An 18,487-nucleotide genomic window follows, 5' to 3' on the forward strand; every position below is an offset into this window, starting at 1 on the left:
TTTTATTACTATTTTTGTAGGCAAATAGCGATGCATGGACAACTCATCATTGATAAAATCTCCGATTTCTGAGGAATTGGAGGACTTCAAGAAGCTTTTTGAAAGTACCCTCTCCAGTTCCAACCTTTTGCTGAACAGCGTAATTGCGCATATCCGGCAGAAGAACGGGAAGATGATGCGCCCCATTCTGGTGCTTCTGGCTGCGAAGCTTTTTGGCAAGGTATGTCCTGCAACCCTGCATGCTGCGGTTGCGTTGGAACTTCTTCATAATGCCAGCCTTGTGCACGATGATGTAGTGGACGAAAGTACTGAACGCCGTGGACAACTCTCCGTTAATGCCATTTTCAATAATAAAGTAGCCGTACTGGCAGGCGATTATCTGCTTGCAACAGCGTTGGTGCAAGTGGGCATGACCCGTAACCATGACATTATCGACATCGTCTCCTGCCTGGGGCAGGATTTGGCAGATGGTGAACTTCTGCAGCTTTCCAACGTCAGCAATCTCCATTTCTCCGAGGAAGTCTATTTCGACGTTATCCGCAAGAAGACGGCCGTGCTCTTTGCAGCTTGTACGAAGGCGGGCGCTCTCTCGGTGGGAGCCAGCGATGAAAAGGCGGAATCTGCGCGTCTGTTCGGTGAATATATCGGGCTTTGTTTTCAGATAAAGGATGATATTTTCGATTACTCCGAGAGCAAGGAAATAGGCAAACCTACCGGAAATGATATGGTGGAGGGGAAGTTGACTCTGCCTGCGCTTCATGTGCTCAATACCGTGAAGGATAAAACAGCGGAAGAAATTGCCGTAAAGATAAAGAATGGGGAGGCAACGCCTGGCGAAATAGCCCATTTAATCGAATTTACCAAGCAGAATGGTGGTATAGAGTATGCTTCGCAAGTGATGTATGACTATAAGGAAAAGGCTCTTTCTTTGCTGGCTTCTTTGCCCGATACGGAGGTAAAAGTAGCGCTAGCCGGGTATCTGGATTATGTGGTAGAACGGGAAAAATGACGGACTGTTTCCAGTTGATAATATGAGAAAGCCTGATGGAACCCACTCCATCAGGCTTTATTTATAGGTAAATGCAGCTTCCTCTTAAAAGAATTTCATTTCCTCGCCCTTGATTTCCGAAAGCAGCAGGTTGGCAAGACGACTGGTTCCCAAGCGGAACAGTTCGTTGTTCAGCCATTCTTCGCCGAGCACTTCCTTGACGATGGTGTAATAAATCAGTGCATCGTTCACGCAGTTGATTCCTCCTGCGGGCTTAAAGCCTACCTTGATACCCGTCAGCTCGTGATATTCCTTGATGGCCTGGCACATAACCAGGGCGGCCTCCGGCGTGGCGGCAGGCTGCTGCTTGCCGGTGGAAGTCTTGATGAAATCGGCACCCGAATACATGGAAAGGATGGATGCTTTTTTGATGTTCGAAGCCGTCTTCAAAGCTCCGGTTTCGAGGATTACCTTCATGTGGTGCTCTTTGCAGGTTGCTTTGAGTTCTTGTATCTCCTCGCACATGCCTTCATAGTCTCCCGCCAGGAACTTGCCCACCGAAATAACGATGTCTATTTCATCGGCGCCTTCCATCAGTGCCATGGCAGTTTCTGCCACTTTCACTTCAATGAAAGTCTGGGAGGAGGGGAAACCTGCTGATACACAAGCTATTTTTACATCTTCCACTTCCAGCGTGTCTTTTACGACTTCTGCAAAATTGGGGTATACACAGATGGCTGCCACATTCTTCAGGTCGGGGAACTCTTCGTCGAATTTATTCACTTTCTGGGTGAATTTCATGACGCTTTCATCGCTGTCTTCACTCTTCAGGGTGGTAAGGTCAATGCAGTTGAACAGGAATTTCTTTACCTCCGGTGTATTGTTTGCCGGTACTTTCTCTGCAATGATTCTGGCAGCTTGTGCAGCTATTTCTGCATCATCCAGTTGGGTGTTGTACTTTGCCAGGGCGGCGTCATACTTACTCTGGGTAGGCTCATTCTTCTCCATGGTTTTTCAATTTAGGATTATTGATATGTCTTGTCTGGTCACGTCTGGTTTTCTTCTCGAAGTTGCGGCAGAAGGCGTCTGTCAGGTTCACTCCGGTCTGGTTCGCAAGGCAGAGAAGTACCCAAAGAACATCTGCCATCTCATCGTCGAGATTGTCTTTTTCTCCTTTCTTGAAGGATTGGTCGCCATACTTGCGTGCCATGACGCGGGCGAGTTCGCCCACTTCTTCGGTCAGTATCGCCATATTGGTGAGTTCGCTGAAATAGCGCACTCCGTATTCCTTTATCCAGGAATCCACTTGTTTCTGTGCTTCTTCTAACGTCATTATTCCTTGTTTTTTGTATCTATACAGATGGTCACGGGACCATCGTTCATCAGTTCTACTTTCATATCGGCACCAAATTCGCCGGTACCTATTTCTTTACCTAATGCTAAACTCAGTTCCCGGCAGAATTGTTCGTACAGCGGGACGGATATTTCCGGCCGTGCTGCCCGTATGTAGGAGGGACGGTTGCCTTTCTTGGTGGAGGCGTGGAGGGTGAACTGGCTGATAACCAGTATCTCGCCGTCTGCTTCAAGAATGGATTTGTTCATTACGCCGTTTTCGTCATCGAAAATGCGCAGGTTGACTATCTTCTTGCAAAGCCAGTCGATATCTTCTTTTCCATCGGATTCTTCGATGCCTACGAGTATCATGAGGCCCTTTCCAATGGAGGCTTTGCAGGTTCCGTTGATGGTGACGGAAGCGTGTCCGGCACGTTGTATCACTACTCTCATGTTATTCTTGTCTTTTTGAGGGAACAAAGTTACGAATTAATTCGTTGTGTGCATGGCTTTACAGACGGATTTATCAGTTATTATTTCTCTGAGAAATAGGTCTGGATGATTTTGGCTTTCGCTTCTCCCACCACGGCGGCAAGCTCCTCGGCAGATGCTTCGCGGATACGCTTCACGCTTTTGAACTCCTTGAGCAATGCGCTTTTCGTCTTTTCGCCGATGCCTTTTATCTCGTCCAGTGCAGAGGCAATCTGCCGTTTGCTGCGCTTGTCGCGGTGGAAGGTAATGGCGAAGCGGTGCACTTCATCTTGAATCTGCGTCAGCAGTCGGAAGAGGGGGGTGTTCTGTTTCAATCCGATGGTCTGGGGAGGGTAGCCATACAATAGCTCGGAAGTGCGGTGTTTGCCATCTTTGGCAAGTCCGGCGATGGGGATGTTCAGGCCAAGCTCGTCTATCGCCTCTTTTACGGCGCTCATTTGCCCTTTTCCGCCGTCGGTGATAAGAAGGTCGGGCAGGGGTGCTTTCTCTTCTATAGCGCGCTGATAGCGCCGTTTTACGACCTCTTTCATGGAGGCATAGTCATCCGGTCCCTCTACGGTCTTGATATTGTACTTGCGGTAATCCTTCTTGGAAGGTTTCCCCTTGACGAAGACCACGCACCCGGCCACGGGGTCGGAACCCTGGATGTTGGAGTTGTCGAAACATTCTATCTGCATGGGCAGGCGGTCCAGGTGCAGCTCTTGCTGTATTTCTTTCAGCAGGCGCACGGTCCGTTGCTCCGGATTCAGCTTTTCGGCTTGCTTCAGGCGGTCGGCTTTGTACTGCTTCACATTGAGGATGGAGAGTTCCAGCAGTTTCTTTTTGTCTCCCCGTTGCGGGATGGTAAAGACGACATCTTTCAGCTCCATATCCAGCTCAAAAGGCACGATGATTTCACGAGAAAGGCTCTTGTATCTTTCCCGCATTTCGATGATGCCGAGAGAGAGCAGTTCTTCTTTGCTCTCATTCAATCGTTTCTTGTATTCAAAGGTGAAAGCCTGGTTGATGGCACCGTTCGTAATGTGCAGGTAGTTGACGAAAGCGGACTTTTCATCGCTGTCTTCTTCGATGGAGAACACGTCGATATTGTGCAGCACGTTGCTTACCACTTCCGATTTCGCCCGGTAGTTTTCCAGCAGCAGGTATTTCTTCTTTATCTTCTGTGCTTCTTCAAACTTCATTTCGGCTGCCAGTTCCTGCATTTGCTGGAAAAGCATCCGTTCTATCTCCTGGGTATTCCCTTTGAGTATTTCCTTGATTTCAGCGATGTTTTTCAGATACTCTTCCTGGCTTTGCTTCCCGATGCAAGGTCCTGCACAGTTCTTGATGTGGTATTCCAGGCAAACATTGAACTTTCCGGCACGTATGTTTTCCGGAGAGAGGTTCAGGTGGCATGTACGCAAAGGGTACAGATGCTTGATGAGGTCGAGTAATGCGTACATGGAAGGTATATGGCTGTAAGGGCCATAATAGGAGGAACCGTTACGGATTATCTTCCGGGTTCTGAATACGCGTGGAAAGTATTCGTTCTGCACGCAGATGCTGGGATACGTCTTGTCGTCTTTCAACAGTACGTTGTAGCGAGGCTTGTATTTCTTGATAAGATTGTTTTCCAGCAATAGCGCGTCTTCTTCCGTATTCACCACGATATATCGGATATCTGCAATCTTGCTGACCAGCACCCTCGTCTTTCCCGGTTCGTGCTCCCGGTTGAAGTAGGAAGACACTCTTCGCTTCAGATTCTTTGCCTTTCCTACATATATAATAGTCCCTTCGGTATTCAGATATTGGTAAATACCGGGACTTTCGGGAAGGTTGGATACAATCCCTTTGAGGTAGTCGTTAGTTCTGAGTTCTTCCATAATACCGACGTTTCACCACAGATTACACAGATTAGCGCAGATTTCTATTCGATAAAACTGTGTTTTGTGGTGGATAAATAATCTGTGTTAATCTGTGTAATCTGTGGTGAAATATGAAATGGCTAAAGCGACAGCACAGCCTCCACTTCCACATCATCTCCAAACACATCCTTGCCATGAAGCTCTTTCAGCTCGATGATGAAGTTTACATACACTTTCTTGGGGTTCATCTGTTTCACCAGTTTGCAGGCGGCTTCCATTGTTCCACCGGTTGCCAGCAAGTCGTCGTGTAGCAATACTACATCGTCTTCATTGATGGCATCCTTGTGCATCTGCACGGTGTCTTTGCCATATTCTTTATCATAGCTTTCTTCAATGGTTTCTGCAGGAAGCTTTCCCGGCTTGCGGATAGGTACGAAGCCTGCCCCCAGTCTGGTGGCGAGAATGGGGCCCATAATGAATCCTCTTGATTCTATACCCACTACTTTGGTGATGCCTTTGTCTTTATACATCTCGTATAGTGTGTCCGAGAGTTCCTGCAAGGCGGTAGGCTCCTTGAACAAGGTAGTTACATCGTAGAATAGAATTCCCGGAATGGGGAAGTCGGGTATTTCTCGGATGCTTTTGGTAAGAGTTTCTTTGCTCATAATCAGTTTATTTAATACGTTTATTGAATTCTTTGTTTCACGTGGAACTTTGCGCTCTATCGTCCGCAAAGTACCAGTAGCACGTTGATGTCGCTTGGAGATACTCCCGGAATCCGACTCGCTTGGGCTATTGTTTCCGGATCTATCTTCATCAGCTTCTGTCTAGCTTCGGTAGAAAGGGATTGAATGGAATTATAGTCAAACTTACCTTTTATCTTGATGCTTTCCAATCTTGCCAATTTATCCGCAATAATCCGTTCGCGTCCGATGTATCCCTCGTACTTGATGAGTATTTCTGCAGCTTCTACAATTTCTTCCTTTCTATCGGATATTTTATCCAGTTCTCGTTTAAAGGCACTGACGTGTTCGGCAATGTTCTCAATCGTTATCTGCGGACGGTTTATCAAATCTATCAATTTGCATCCCTGGCGCAGTGGAGTTGTGCCGAGCTGCTCCAATACCGGATTGATTAATGCCGGTTTCATCGAGTAATTCCGCGCGAAGTCTATAATTCGGTTCACGGCTTCACGTTTTTCTGTCAGCAGCTTGTACCGCTCTTCCTTGGCGAGTCCCAGCTTCCAGGCTTTTTCCGTGAGTCGCATGTCCGCATCATCCATACGGAGCAGGATGCGATATTCGGCACGGGAAGTAAACATACGGTAAGGCTCGTCCACACCTTTTGTTACCAAGTCATCGATTAAAACGCCGATATATGCTTCATCCCTTGCAAGGGTGAACGGTTCTCCGCCGTGGCAATTGATGTGGGCGTTGATACCTGCCATGATTCCTTGTCCAGCTGCTTCCTCGTAACCGGTTGTTCCGTTTACTTGTCCGGCAAAGAACAGATTCTTTATATTCTTCGTTTCCAGCGTATGTTTCAGTTGGGTGGGGTCAAAGAAGTCGTATTCGATGGCATAGCCCGGGCGGTAGATGACGAGGTCTCTGAACGCCGGTATCTTTTTCAATGCTGCAATCTGGATATTCATGGGCAATGAAGAAGAGAATCCATTCAAGTAGAGCTCTTGGGTTGTTTCCCCTTCGGGCTCCAGGAAAAGCTGGTGCTGCGGTTTGTCGGGGAAAGTCACAATCTTGGTTTCTATACTGGGGCAATAACGTGGGCCGATACTTTGGATTTGTCCGTTGAAAAGGGGGGAATCCGGCAGCCCTTCCTGCAGAATCCGGTGTACCTCTTCATTGGTGAAACAAGTCCAGCAAGGGAGCTGTTTCAAATGGCGTACATGAGTATCCATGAACGAGAACTTGTGGAAGTCACATTCTCCATCCTGAATTTCCATGTCCTCATAGTGCACGCTGCGTCCGTCTATACGTACGGGGGTTCCCGTCTTCATGCGTCCGAAGGTGATGCCGTGTTTGGCGATGGACTCGGTTAATTGGTAGGATGCAGGTTCTGCCATACGTCCACCCGGGAGCATGGTACGTCCCACGTGCATCAGTCCGTTGAGGAAAGTTCCTGCGGTGAGTACTACACATTTGGTATGGAACGTTACTCCCCATAGTGTTACTACTCCCGTAATTTCACCGTTTTCAACGAGGATTTCCTGCACGGTATCCTGCCAGATATGCAGGTTGGGGATATTTTCCAGAATTTCTCTCCATGCCCAGATAAATTTGTTGCGGTCGCACTGTGCGCGCGGGCTCCACATAGCGGGACCTTTGGAACGGTTCAGTATACGGAACTGTATGGCTGTCTGGTCTGTCACCAATCCCATATATCCTCCCAAGGCGTCTATTTCGCGTACTATCTGTCCTTTGGCGATGCCTCCCACTGCCGGGTTACAACTCATCTGTCCGATTTTGTTCATATCCATTGTGATAAGACAAGTCTTCGAACCCAGGTTTGCAGCAGCGGCAGCGGCTTCGCATCCTGCGTGTCCGGCGCCGATTACAATAACGTCATACTTAAACTCCATTCGTTCAGTGTATTTTAAAACTGTGCAAAGTTACGAAAAAAGTTGTATGCCGGGACGTGTCATATCTTAAAATCCGGATATATCTTCTTTGGCATTGCTTATATTTCCGTATCCAGTATCATACTTATTGCTTGGAATGCTTAGGCTATAGACATATTGCTTGTGTTTAGCTTAAAATACAATCAAAATGAAGCTTTTTGAATACTATTACTTTTCTTTTTGAAAAAGATACATACCTTTGCAACGTTTGGATATTAAAAAGTGTTTTGATTGACTAATTTTAAGGAAGAGAAGCATGAGAAAGAAATTCTTCTTGTTAATCATTGTCTGCCTGGTTATGGGGGCGGGAGTGATGGCTCAGACGTCTACGGTCTCGGGAACAGTATTTGCCGAGGACAACAATGAGCCGATTATTGGGGCATCGGTATTGGTGAAGGGCACAACGCTGGGGGCCGTGACCGATATCGAAGGTAAATTTACAATCTTGAATGTGCCGGGCACGGCAAAGACAGTGATTGTCTCTTTTGTAGGTATGCAGAAAGTAGAAGCTGCCATAAAGCCTGCTATGAAGGTGGTGCTGAAATCGGATTCGGAACTGTTGGATGAAGTGATGGTGGTGGCTTACGGCACGGCCAAAAAGAGCAGCTATGCAGGTTCGGCTTCTTTAGTGAAAGCGGATGCGCTGAAAGACATTCCGACGACCAGCTTTGAAAACGCGTTGAACGGTAAAGTGGCGGGCTTGCAACTGACGAATAATTCCGGCCAGGCGGGTTCCGCACCGGCCATCCGCATCCGTGGCATAGGTTCTATGAATGCCGGGAATGAACCGTTGTATGTAGTGGACGGTGTTCCGGTCTCTTCGGGCAATACGGGGCAGATGAGCGGTGAGCTCTATTCTACCAACAACATCATGAATACGTTGAACCCGGAAGACATCGAATCTATTTCTGTATTGAAAGATGCGGCGGCCAGCTCGCTTTATGGGTCGCGTGCGGCAAACGGCGTCATTCTGATTACTACCAAAAAAGGACAGATTGGCAAGCCGGTGGTGACGCTGAAAGCCGAAGTGGGCTTCACGCCCTGCTGGGCAACGGACAACTATGAAACGGCCAGCGTACAGGAGAATGTGAATATGCTCTACACCGTATTTCACGATGCCCGTACAAGCGGTAAGGGCGAAACGGACGAAAAGGCGGCAGCCTATGCCATAGGCCAGTTGAACAGCCGTTTCAACAAACATGGCTACCAATTTACCACAAATGGTACGGGAGCTTACGAGAACGTCAATATCCTTGAGTACGACAACTCCGGGCGTGGAGGCAAATACTACGATTGGGACAAGGCATATTTCTGTACCGCCATTTACCAGACCTACGATATGTCCGTCAGCGGTGCTACGCAGAATACCAACTATTACACTTCCCTTTCCTATACCCAGGACGAAGGACGTTTGAAGATGAACAGCTTCGACCGTGTTTCCGGTCGCCTGAACCTCACCCAGAAGGTGGGGAAATTCCTTGAACTGACCACCAATGCCAGCCTGGCGCGTACCAAGAAAAGCGGTTATAATGATACACGCAACACGGGCAGCAATTACTTCATGCAGACCCGTAACTTGCTGTGGGGACTCTACTGGCCCACTGATTACAAGACCGGCGAGCTCTGGACCGAACGTTACGGTAGCTACGCCTACAATGGGCTTTATTATGACAAAGAGTGGGAGAACGGTTCTACCAGTACCAAAATCATGGCTGCGGAGACGCTCACCCTGCATCTGATGCCGGGCCTGGACCTTCGTTCTATCTACTCTTACGACAATACTACTGTAAAAGACCATATCTATTACAGTGCCAATCACTATAAAGGCTCGGCAGACAATGGGAATGTCAACGAATACCGTACTACATACGAGAAGATGGTTACCTCCACTACCGCCAATTATACCGGCACCTTCGACAAACACACAGTTGGCACCATGGTGGGTTTCGAAGCGGAGAAGAACAAGACAGACTATGTGCGTGCCACAGGAAGCAATCTTGCGGTCAGCACCATTCATACAGTTTCTACTGCCGGAACGCAGACTTCTGCCGGATATTCCTGGGGAAACTCGATGGTGTCCGTGCTCTCCAAGTTGGATTATAATTACGATGAACGCTACTTCATTTCCGGTTCTTACCGCCGCGACGGTTCTTCCCGGCTCAGCAAGCAGGAACGTTGGGGAAACTTCTGGTCAGTGGCAGGAGCGTGGAACATCATGCGCGAGGGTTTTATGAGCAAATATTCTTTCCTGAGCAACCTGCGTATACGTGCCTCTTATGGTATTAACGGTACGCTGCCTTCGGACAATTACGGCTATATGAGCTTGATGAGCTATACCAGTAAGTACATGGGTAACCCGGGCGGTACAATCACTACCGTCACCAATGACAAGCTGTCTTGGGAGACGAGCTACAACACGAATGTGGGTATCGACTTCGGCTTCTTCGGCCAGCGTCTGCGCGGTACGGTGGAATACTTCAACCGTGATTCGAAGAACCTGCTCCAGGATGTTCCCATTTCGATGGTTACGGGATTTTCCTCTACGTTGCGGAACGTAGGATGCATCAACAACCATGGGGTAGAGGTGGAGTTGAGTGGTGACATCATTGATAGTAAAGGATGGTTATGGAGTGCCGGTGCCAACGCAACCTTCCTCCGTTCTGAGGTGAAAGAGTTGTATGGCGGTGCGGACATTATCTGGTACGACCCCACCAGTAGCGACAGCCGTGCGCAATATGTATACCGGGAAGGTCAGTCCACGCTGGCTTTCTATGGATACGAATGGGCAGGTGTGGACAAGACCAACGGCAAGAACGTCTACTATGTAAATGACCCCAAGAATGGCAAGGCCGGAGATTTTGAGTATAACGGGCGCGGAGCTACTTATGACTATAACAATGCCAACTACACCATCATCGGCAATGCCGTTCCCAAAGTGTATGGGGGCATCAATACCTCGGTCTCCTACAAAGGCATAGCCCTTTCGTTGGGCTTTACCTATAAGATAGGAGGAGACTTGTACGATGGAGCCTACATGGATGTGGCCGACGACGGTTATTATTGGGAGCGTATCCGTGCTAAAAGCTACTACAACAACCTTTGGACGCCAGACCATACGAACGGTACAGAGCCCCGTATCGAAGGTGTAGACCTCGATGACCCGCAACAATACAGCAGCCGCCACTTGTTCAATGCCAGTTATCTGCGCTTGAAGAATCTCTCATTGGCCTATACGCTGCCCAAAGCCATGACCCGCAAGGCTTTCATCGAGAATGCCCGCCTTTTCTTCACTGCCAGCAACCTTTGGACAATAGCCAAATACAAGGAGGCAGACCCCGAAGTGAGCGAATACGGCACACGTGGTTGGGAAACCCCTATCGGAAAAACGTTTGTCGTTGGCGTTGAATTGAAATTTTAATGAACTGGAGGAACTAACAATGAAAAAGATATATCATTTATTGGCACTTGTGATACTTGGTGCCTTTACATTCACTTCGTGTGACGATTTTCTGGATATGCAGCCCACCAACTCCGGAAATGCAGAAGGTGCTGTCGGTACGGTAGCCGATGCGCAGGTGGTTATCAACGGTGTGATGAGTGCGATGACCTCATCGTCCTATTACGGCAGAAACCTTTTTATGTACGGTGATGCCAAGGGCGGTGACCTCACGATTTTTGCTGCCGGACGCGGACTGGATGCATTCTATACGTTCAACCACACTTCCAACAGCAATACTTATTCCGGTTTCTGGAGCCGTGGATATTACTGCATTCTGCAGGTCAACACCTTGTTGAGCAACATTGAGAAGCTGGAAGAATCGGGCAGTATGGAAGACTTTTCCGAAGCCAAAGGGCAGGCGTTGACTCTGAGGGCGCTGTTCTATTTCGATTTGGTCCGTCTCTACGGGCTTCCTTACAATTACAACAAGACCTCTTATGGAGTTCCCAATGTAACCGAGCCGCTTACGGTGAACGCCCAGCCCACCCGTGCTACTGTGGAGGAGAACTATCGCCAGATTCTGCAGGACTTGTCGGACGGGGCGGCCCTGCTTGCCAAGAAGAAGACAAAGCAGAGCGGATATGCGGACTATTACACCAACATAGCCCTGCAAGCGCGTGTGAAACTCTATATGGAAGATTATGACGGTGCTTTGAACGCTGCCCGGGAGATTATAGAAAGCGGTGTGTACAAACTGTATGAGCCTGCCGATTGGACGGCTTCCTGGAGCAAGCAGTTTGGTTCCGAGTCCATCTTTGAGCTGGGCATCACCACTGAGGAATCAGACCTGGGAACTTCTTCTTTGGGCTTTTACCTGATGCGCTACGGACAGTTGAAGAATGCCATGGGCTGGTATCTTGCCAGCGATTATTTCTTGAACCGTCTGGGTGAAGACGAGACGGATGTGCGTTGGGGAATCATGGACAACGATGAATACTGGGTGGACAATGAGATTGAACGCAAGGGAGCCTGCTACAAGTATATGGGCAGTACCACTCTGGCAGGTGACGGCAAGGCAACCAATACAGCCGTCAATATCAAGATAATCCGTCTTTCCGAGATATATCTGATTGCCGCCGAAGCAGCCTTGCACTCCACGAAGCAGGAAGCAGGCGCAGATGCCGCCGCCGGTTACCTGAATGAAATCCGCAGGCGTTCTCCCGGACTGGCACCGGCCACTGCCGCTACCATTACCGATGATATGATTCTGGACGAGCGCAGCAAGGAGCTTTTTGGTGAAGGACAACGCTTCTTCGACATGATGCGTATGGGCAGAACCATCGAATTCAACGACGATTTTCAAGATATTCCGGTGAGTCACCGTGGAAAAACAATCGACCGTACTTTCGAGAAGATTGTGCTTCCTATTTCGCAGGATGAGATAAATGCCAATCCGGCATTGGAGAACCAGCAGAATCCGGGATATTAGTCATTCCCTGCTGTCTATTGTTTGCTACTCCTTGTATATCAGGGAGGTATTTTGCCAACAAGTTGTCACTGCCTTGGCAAACTTTTGCCACGCCTATGGCAAAGTTTTGCCAACGCGGTGGCAAAGTCTTGCCAATGGGAAGGCAAAACCTTGTCATAGGCGTGGCAAGAAAAGCGGAAAAAGGTGCCTTTGATGAATTTCTTTGATAAAATGAGATGGTAATACCTTGATATTCCACAAAAATACTATTTATTGGTTCGAAATTTCTATTCTTTTTTTCTGAATCGGCTTATCTTTGCTTTCGTAGAAACCAATAAAAAGTTATAATACTATGAGAAGATTTTTCCTCATATCGTCATTCTTGACGTTGTTTGCAATCGGAAGCTCGGCGCAATGGAAGCCGGCAGGTGATAAAATCAAAACGGACTGGGCATCCCAGATCAATCCCGCGAATGTGTTGCCCGAATATCCTCGTCCCATCATGGAACGGAGTGACTGGAAGAACTTGAACGGACTGTGGAATTATGCCGTTATAAATAAAGGTGAGCATCTTCCGGCAGAGTTCGAAGGGCAGATACTTGTTCCTTTTGCCATCGAATCCTCCTTGTCCGGAGTTGGAAAAAGAATCAATGAAAACCAGGAACTGGTCTACCAGCGCAGTTTTGAAATTCCTTCTGCCTGGAAGGGAAAACAAGTGCTGTTGCACTTTGGCGCTGTCGACTGGAAAACGGATGTATGGGTGAATGATGTGAAAGTAGGCAGCCATACGGGGGGATTTACTCCGTTCTCTTTCGATATTACTGCCGCCCTTTCTGGCAAAGGCAATAATCAGTTGGTCGTAAAAGTTTGGGACCCAACGGATAAAGGACCTCAACCCCGTGGAAAGCAGGTCAGCAATCCGGAAGGTATCTGGTACACTCCCGTAAGCGGTATCTGGCAGACGGTATGGATGGAGCCGGTTGCCGGAAAACATATCAAGAACCTCCGTATCACTCCCGATATTGACCGTAATCTGTTGACAGTGAAGGCTGAATTGAATAGTGCATGTCCTTCCGACTTTGTGGAAGTGAATGTGTATGACGGCAATCAACTGGTAGCCACCGGCAAAAGTATCAATGCAGAGCCGGTGGAGGTGTCCATGCCCCGGAATGCCAAGTTGTGGAGTCCGGATTCCCCCTTCCTCTATACGCTGAAAGTGACTCTGAAAAGCGGAGGCAAGGTAGTGGATAAGGTGGACAGCTATGCTGCCATGCGTAAGTACTCCACCCGTCGTGACGCGGATGGCATCGTACGCCTGGAACTAAATAACGAGGCTTTGTTCCAGTTTGGACCGCTGGACCAGGGTTGGTGGCCCGACGGACTGTATACAGCTCCCACAGACGAGGCTTTGCTGTATGATGTACAGAAGACGAAAGATTTCGGTTTCAATATGATTCGCAAGCATATCAAGGTGGAACCGGCACGTTGGTACACACATTGTGACCGTTTGGGTATCATCGTATGGCAGGATATGCCGAGCGGTGACCGTAATCCGGAATGGCAGAACCGCCGCTATTTCGACGGAACAGAACTGAAACGCTCCGCCGAATCCGAAGCCTATTATCACAAGGAATGGAAGGAAATAATGGATTGTCTCTACTCTTATCCGTGTATCGGTACATGGGTACCGTTCAACGAAGCCTGGGGGCAGTTCAAGACGGTAGAGATAGCCGAATGGACGAAACAGTATGACCCGACCCGTCTGGTGAATCCGGCAAGTGGCGGTAACCATTATACTTGCGGTGACATGCTCGACCTCCACAACTATCCCCAACCGGAGATGTATCTGTATGATGCACAGCGTGCCACGGTTTTGGGTGAGTATGGCGGCATCGGCCTTGTCTTGAAAGACCATATCTGGGAACCGAACCGCAACTGGGGATATGTTCAGTTCAACTCTTCCAAAGAAGTGACTGATGAGTACGTGAAATATGCCGATATGCTGTATCAGATGATAAAAAGAGGTTTCTCGGCAGCCGTCTATACACAGACCACGGATGTGGAGGTGGAAGTGAACGGTCTGATGACTTACGACCGCAAGGTGATAAAGCTGGATGAGAAACGCGTGAAAGAGATAAATACACGTATCTGCAATTCACTTAAGAAATAGGGGCATTTACAATTTACCATTTACAAAGTACAATTTGGCTGCGCTGTCATCTGCATAGTTAAATTGTACTTTGTAAATGGTAAATTGTACATTAAAAATGTTGTTATGAAACGATTGATTATAAAGCTTTTCCTTAGTCTGTGCCTATGGGCGGTATTGCCGGTCTGTGCGCAGGATGCTGTTCATTACTATTTCAGAACGATGGATATCCGGAACGGTCTTTCGCAGAACACCGTGTATCAGATTTTGCAGGATAGGAAAGGCTTTATGTGGTTCGGAACCAAGGACGGTCTGAACCGTTATGACGGATTGTCTTTCCGTATTTACAAGAAAGAGAACTCCGGTTTAGGAAAGAACTTCATAACTGCGCTCTACGAGGACCGCCGGGGAAATATCTGGATTGGTACCGATGGGGGAGTCTTTATTTACGACCCGGTACTGGATTCCTTTACCGCTTTCGATGAGGCCAGTGATAACGGCAGTATCATCAGGGATTTCGTCACCATGATTGGAAGTGACGAGGACGATAATATCTGGATATCGGTAGAAAACCAGGGGTTGTTCTGCTATAAACCGGATGAAGGGAGGCTGCTGAACCATCTGCACGATTCGGGACTGCCCAATGTAACCCGCTTTTGGCTGAATGGGAATACGTGTTGGCTGGCCTTGTATGCGGATAATCTTTACTATACGAAAGCTGACTTTGAAACTCCTCTGCAGCCTTTCAAGGACGCGGAAGGAAATGAGATTTTCAAGAATGATATTATCAACTGGCAGGTCAGCGGACCCCATAACTGCGTGTATATCGCTTCGCTGAACGGGTTGACAGAGATAAATCAGACTACAGGCAAGACGCGGAAACTGCTGAACACCTATGTGAGGGCTTTGCAGTTCAAATCTGACAACGAGCTGTGGGTGGGCGCAGAGTCCGGCTTGTATATTTACAATCTGACGAATGACAAGATTACCCATTTAACCGTTCCCGACCAGGATGATTTGTATGCATTGTCGGACAATGCCATTTATTCGCTCTGTTGCGACAAGGAGAACGGCATGTGGATAGGTTCTTATTTCGGTGGAGTGAATTATTGTCCTTATCAGTGGACTTATTTCGAGAAATTCTATCCGAGAGACAATCTCAGGCATTTCGGCCGTCGTGTACGGGAAATCTGTGAAAGTAATGATGGCACCTTGTGGATAGGTACCGAAGACAAAGGCTTGTTCAATTACAATCCGGAAAACGGAAAGATAGAGCCTTTTGAGCATCCGGCCATTTATCAGAATGTCCACGGCCTTTGCCTGGACGGGGATGATTTGTGGGTGGGTACGTTCTCCGGTGGTCTGAACCGGGTGAATCTTCGGACCAGGCAGGTGAAACATTATGCCAAGGGTGAGAGTGAGAATTCCATGGTCGCCAATGACGCCTTTACCATTTGCAGGACCACTACGGGAGACGTGTGGATAGGCACCACGTCCGGTCTGTTGAAGTACAATCGCTCTACAGATGACTTTACCCGGATTCCTCAGCTGAAGAATATGTTTACTTATAACATTCTGGAGGACTTCAACGGAAATCTGTGGTTTGCTACTTTCTCCAATGGAGTGTTCTGCTACAATGTAAGAAGCCAGCAGTGGAGGAATTATCTGTCTAATGAGAATGATTCGACCTCTCTTCCCTACAATAAGGTAATCAGTATCTACGAAGACAGCAGGAAGCGTCTGTGGTTCATGACGCTGGGTGAGGGCTTTTGCCGCTACAATCCGGAAACGGACAATTTTACCCGTTATGACATGTCGAAAGGATTTCCGAGCAACACTATCTACAAGATGGTCGAGGATAAGCGGGGTAACTTATGGATTACTTCCAATTATGGTCTGGTCTGCTTCAATCCCGATACGGAGAGCAAACATGTCTATACCACGGCAAACGGGCTGCTGAGCAACCAATTTAATTTCCAGTCCGGTTACATTGACAAGAAGGGACGCATCTATTTGGGAAGTATCAACGGATTCATAGCCTTTGACCCGGAAACCTTTGTGGAGAACACTTTCCTCCCTCCCGTGGTGATTACAGACTTCTTTCTGTTCAATAAACGGCTTTCGGTGGACAGTCCGGATTCTCCTTTGGAGAAGAGCATCACCTATGCGGATGAAATAGAACTGGATGCCGACCAGAACTCCTTTTCTTTCCAGGTTGCGGCTTTAAGTTATCAAGCACCCGAAATGAACAGTCTTGAATATAAGTTGGAAGGTTTTGACCGCGACTGGTATACGGTAGGACGGAATTCCATCATCAACTATTCAAACCTTCCTTATGGAAGCTATACGTTGCGTATAAAAGGTTCCAACAGCGATGGCAAGTGGAACGCTACGGAACGTGTGCTCGACATCCATATCCGTCCTCCTTTCTATCTCTCCACCTGGGCATATGCCGGTTATACGGTATTGGCGTTATGCTCACTGGCTGCTGTAATCATCTATTTCAGAAAACAGACCCGGCAGAAGCATCAGCAGGCTATGGACAAGTTTGAGCGGGAAAAGGAGCGGGAGTTGTATACTGCGAAGATAGACTTCTTCACGAATGTGGCGCATGAGATACGTACACCGCTTACACTGATAAAGAGTCCGCTCGAGAATGTATTGGCTTCCCGTTCTGTTTCGGATGACATCAGGGATGATTTGGAGACCATGGAACTGAACACCAACCGACTGCTTGATTTGGTGAACCAGTTGCTGGACTTCCGGAAGACGGAGACACAAGGCTTCCAATTGAATTTTGTGGAATGTGACGTGTCTGAGCTCTTACAAAAGACGTATAAGCGTTTCAAGCCTTTGGCACGTGAAAGGGGGCTGGCATTGAGTATAGAGACTCCCGAAAGCTTGTATGCTTCGGTTGATAGGGAAGGGCTTACCAAGATTATCAGCAATCTGCTGACCAATGCGATAAAGTATTCGGAGACCTATATACGCATCAGGCTGTACTCGGAAGGTGAAAGGCTGCTGCTTTCCGTATGCAATGACGGCCTTGTCATTCCGGTAGAGATGCGCGAGGAGATTTTCAAGCCGTTCATCCAGTATAAAACCGGTACCTTGCGCTCTGTGCCCGGCACCGGTATCGGGCTTGCACTTGCCCGTTCATTGGCCGAACTCCATGAGGGTACGTTGTGCATGGAAGATTCGATGGAGAACAACTGTTTCTTGCTGTCACTTCCGCTGAAGCACGAGCAGACGGTGGCTATGGAGCATAAAGAACCGGTAACGGGCGGGGAATCCTCTGAGGAAAGTGGTGCAGGTACTGCCTTGGAACAGCACCGGTATACTCTTTTGGTGGTGGAAGACAGTTTGGAAATGCAGGCATTTGTTGTGAAACAGCTCTCTTCGGAATATCGTGTGCTGACTGCCGTGAATGGGGTGGAAGCTTTGAAGGTGTTGAAGGAACATACTGTAAATCTTGTCATTTCAGACATTATGATGCCCGAGATGGATGGATTGGAGCTGTGCGAGCATCTGAAGTCCGAGCTTGACTATAGCCATATACCGATTATCCTGCTTACGGCGAAGACGACTCTTCAAGCCAAAATAGAGGGAATGAAGCTGGGGGCTGACGTATATATAGAGAAACCTTTCTCCGTGGAATATCTGAAAGTTTGTGTGGCCAATCTGCTGAACAACCGTGAGAAGCTACGGGCTTCTTTTGTCAATTCTCCCTTTGTGCAGACGGGCAGTATGGCAATGACAAAGGCAGATGAATCTTTCCTTAAAACATTGAAGGAAGTGGTGGTTGCCAATATGCAGAATCCGGATTTCTGCCTGGATGATATGGCAAGCCTGCTGAACATGAGCCGGTCGAGCCTGAACCGGAAGATAAAGGGCATATTGGATATGACTCCCAATGACTACATCCGTCTGGAGCGGTTGAAGAAAGCGGCGCAGCTTTTAAAGGAAGGAGAGTGTAAAATCAATGAGGTTTGCTATATGACCGGCTTCAATACTCCTTCCTATTTTACCAAGTGCTTCCAAAAACAATTTGGTATTCTGCCCAAAGACTTCGTGAAATGATAGCATGGAATGCTTGCTAAATATAACAATCCAATCAAATGCCCCTGAGGTGTCTCTCAG

At 48.0% G+C, this 18,487-nt stretch carries 11 protein-coding genes; 5 read left to right on the forward strand and 6 right to left on the reverse strand.

Translation table 11 applies throughout. From position 1 onward, the window contains the following. Nucleotides 1-34: 34 nt before the first annotated feature. On the forward strand, nucleotides 35-1,009 hold the full coding sequence (locus ABUA47_RS01325) for a polyprenyl synthetase family protein (protein ID WP_008662178.1): 975 nt from the start codon (nucleotides 35-37) through the stop codon (nucleotides 1,007-1,009). An 84-nt stretch (nucleotides 1,010-1,093) separates the two neighbouring features. On the opposite strand, the gene deoC is transcribed toward ABUA47_RS01325, so the two are convergent. The 6 genes from deoC to mnmG form a co-directional block, all read right to left on the reverse strand. After that, the gene (gene deoC / locus ABUA47_RS01330) at nucleotides 1,094-1,996 is read right to left on the reverse strand and encodes a deoxyribose-phosphate aldolase (RefSeq protein WP_009037467.1); all 903 of its coding nucleotides are present in this window, start codon (nucleotides 1,994-1,996) and stop codon (nucleotides 1,094-1,096) included. Then, nucleotides 1,983-2,321: a nucleotide pyrophosphohydrolase gene (locus ABUA47_RS01335; protein ID WP_009037466.1), complete on the reverse strand. Its 339-nt coding sequence runs from the start codon at nucleotides 2,319-2,321 to the stop codon at nucleotides 1,983-1,985. The genes deoC and ABUA47_RS01335 overlap by 14 nt, the downstream gene beginning before the upstream one ends. Next, nucleotides 2,321-2,773: a D-aminoacyl-tRNA deacylase gene (dtd, locus tag ABUA47_RS01340; protein WP_005826171.1), complete on the reverse strand. Its 453-nt coding sequence runs from the start codon at nucleotides 2,771-2,773 to the stop codon at nucleotides 2,321-2,323. Before dtd ends, ABUA47_RS01335 begins: the two co-directional genes overlap by 1 nt. Nucleotides 2,774-2,853: 80 nt before the next feature. Then, a complete protein-coding gene (gene uvrC / locus ABUA47_RS01345) occupies nucleotides 2,854-4,674 on the reverse strand; it encodes an excinuclease ABC subunit UvrC (protein ID WP_117703750.1) in 1,821 nt (606 codons plus the stop codon). 122 nt (nucleotides 4,675-4,796) lie between these two features. Beyond that, nucleotides 4,797-5,321 (reverse strand): adenine phosphoribosyltransferase, encoded by a 525-nt coding sequence (locus ABUA47_RS01350; protein ID WP_005826167.1) that lies wholly within the window; start codon nucleotides 5,319-5,321, stop codon nucleotides 4,797-4,799. A 56-nt stretch (nucleotides 5,322-5,377) separates the two neighbouring features. Further along, complete coding sequence (mnmG, locus tag ABUA47_RS01355; protein ID WP_117945471.1) at nucleotides 5,378-7,252, reverse strand: tRNA uridine-5-carboxymethylaminomethyl(34) synthesis enzyme MnmG; 1,875 nt, start codon at nucleotides 7,250-7,252, stop codon at nucleotides 5,378-5,380. 295 nt (nucleotides 7,253-7,547) lie between these two features. On the opposite strand from mnmG, the gene ABUA47_RS01360 reads away from it, so the two are divergent. The 4 genes from ABUA47_RS01360 to ABUA47_RS01375 all read left to right on the forward strand — a co-directional run bounded on the left by ABUA47_RS01360 (nucleotide 7,548) and on the right by ABUA47_RS01375 (nucleotide 18,427). Then, nucleotides 7,548-10,709, forward strand: coding sequence for a SusC/RagA family TonB-linked outer membrane protein (locus ABUA47_RS01360; RefSeq protein WP_117945472.1), 3,162 nt, complete (start codon nucleotides 7,548-7,550; stop codon nucleotides 10,707-10,709). Between the two features lie 19 nt (nucleotides 10,710-10,728). After that, nucleotides 10,729-12,219, forward strand: coding sequence for a RagB/SusD family nutrient uptake outer membrane protein (locus ABUA47_RS01365; RefSeq protein WP_005833916.1), 1,491 nt, complete (start codon nucleotides 10,729-10,731; stop codon nucleotides 12,217-12,219). Between the two features lie 331 nt (nucleotides 12,220-12,550). Next, nucleotides 12,551-14,368, forward strand: coding sequence for a glycoside hydrolase family 2 protein (locus tag ABUA47_RS01370; protein WP_005826156.1), 1,818 nt, complete (start codon nucleotides 12,551-12,553; stop codon nucleotides 14,366-14,368). Nucleotides 14,369-14,473: 105 nt separating this feature from the next. Further along, nucleotides 14,474-18,427 (forward strand): hybrid sensor histidine kinase/response regulator transcription factor, encoded by a 3,954-nt coding sequence (locus ABUA47_RS01375; RefSeq protein WP_035447540.1) that lies wholly within the window; start codon nucleotides 14,474-14,476, stop codon nucleotides 18,425-18,427. Nucleotides 18,428-18,487: the final 60 nt, after the last annotated feature.

The sequence above is a fragment of the Bacteroides sp. RTP31139st1_H2_RTP31139_211217 genome (assembly GCF_040227615.1).
Lineage (GTDB): Bacteria > Bacteroidota > Bacteroidia > Bacteroidales > Bacteroidaceae > Bacteroides > Bacteroides uniformis.

Coding starts and splice junctions, on each gene's coding strand:
- ABUA47_RS01325 (WP_008662178.1), top strand. CDS start 35: ATGGACAACTCATCATTGATAAAATCTCCGATTTCTGAGGAATTGGAG.
- deoC (WP_009037467.1), bottom strand. CDS start 1,996: ATGGAGAAGAATGAGCCTACCCAGAGTAAGTATGACGCCGCCCTGGCA.
- ABUA47_RS01335 (WP_009037466.1), bottom strand. CDS start 2,321: ATGACGTTAGAAGAAGCACAGAAACAAGTGGATTCCTGGATAAAGGAA.
- dtd (WP_005826171.1), bottom strand. CDS start 2,773: ATGAGAGTAGTGATACAACGTGCCGGACACGCTTCCGTCACCATCAAC.
- uvrC (WP_117703750.1), bottom strand. CDS start 4,674: ATGGAAGAACTCAGAACTAACGACTACCTCAAAGGGATTGTATCCAAC.
- ABUA47_RS01350 (WP_005826167.1), bottom strand. CDS start 5,321: ATGAGCAAAGAAACTCTTACCAAAAGCATCCGAGAAATACCCGACTTC.
- mnmG (WP_117945471.1), bottom strand. CDS start 7,252: ATGGAGTTTAAGTATGACGTTATTGTAATCGGCGCCGGACACGCAGGA.
- ABUA47_RS01360 (WP_117945472.1), top strand. CDS start 7,548: ATGAGAAAGAAATTCTTCTTGTTAATCATTGTCTGCCTGGTTATGGGG.
- ABUA47_RS01365 (WP_005833916.1), top strand. CDS start 10,729: ATGAAAAAGATATATCATTTATTGGCACTTGTGATACTTGGTGCCTTT.
- ABUA47_RS01370 (WP_005826156.1), top strand. CDS start 12,551: ATGAGAAGATTTTTCCTCATATCGTCATTCTTGACGTTGTTTGCAATC.
- ABUA47_RS01375 (WP_035447540.1), top strand. CDS start 14,474: ATGAAACGATTGATTATAAAGCTTTTCCTTAGTCTGTGCCTATGGGCG.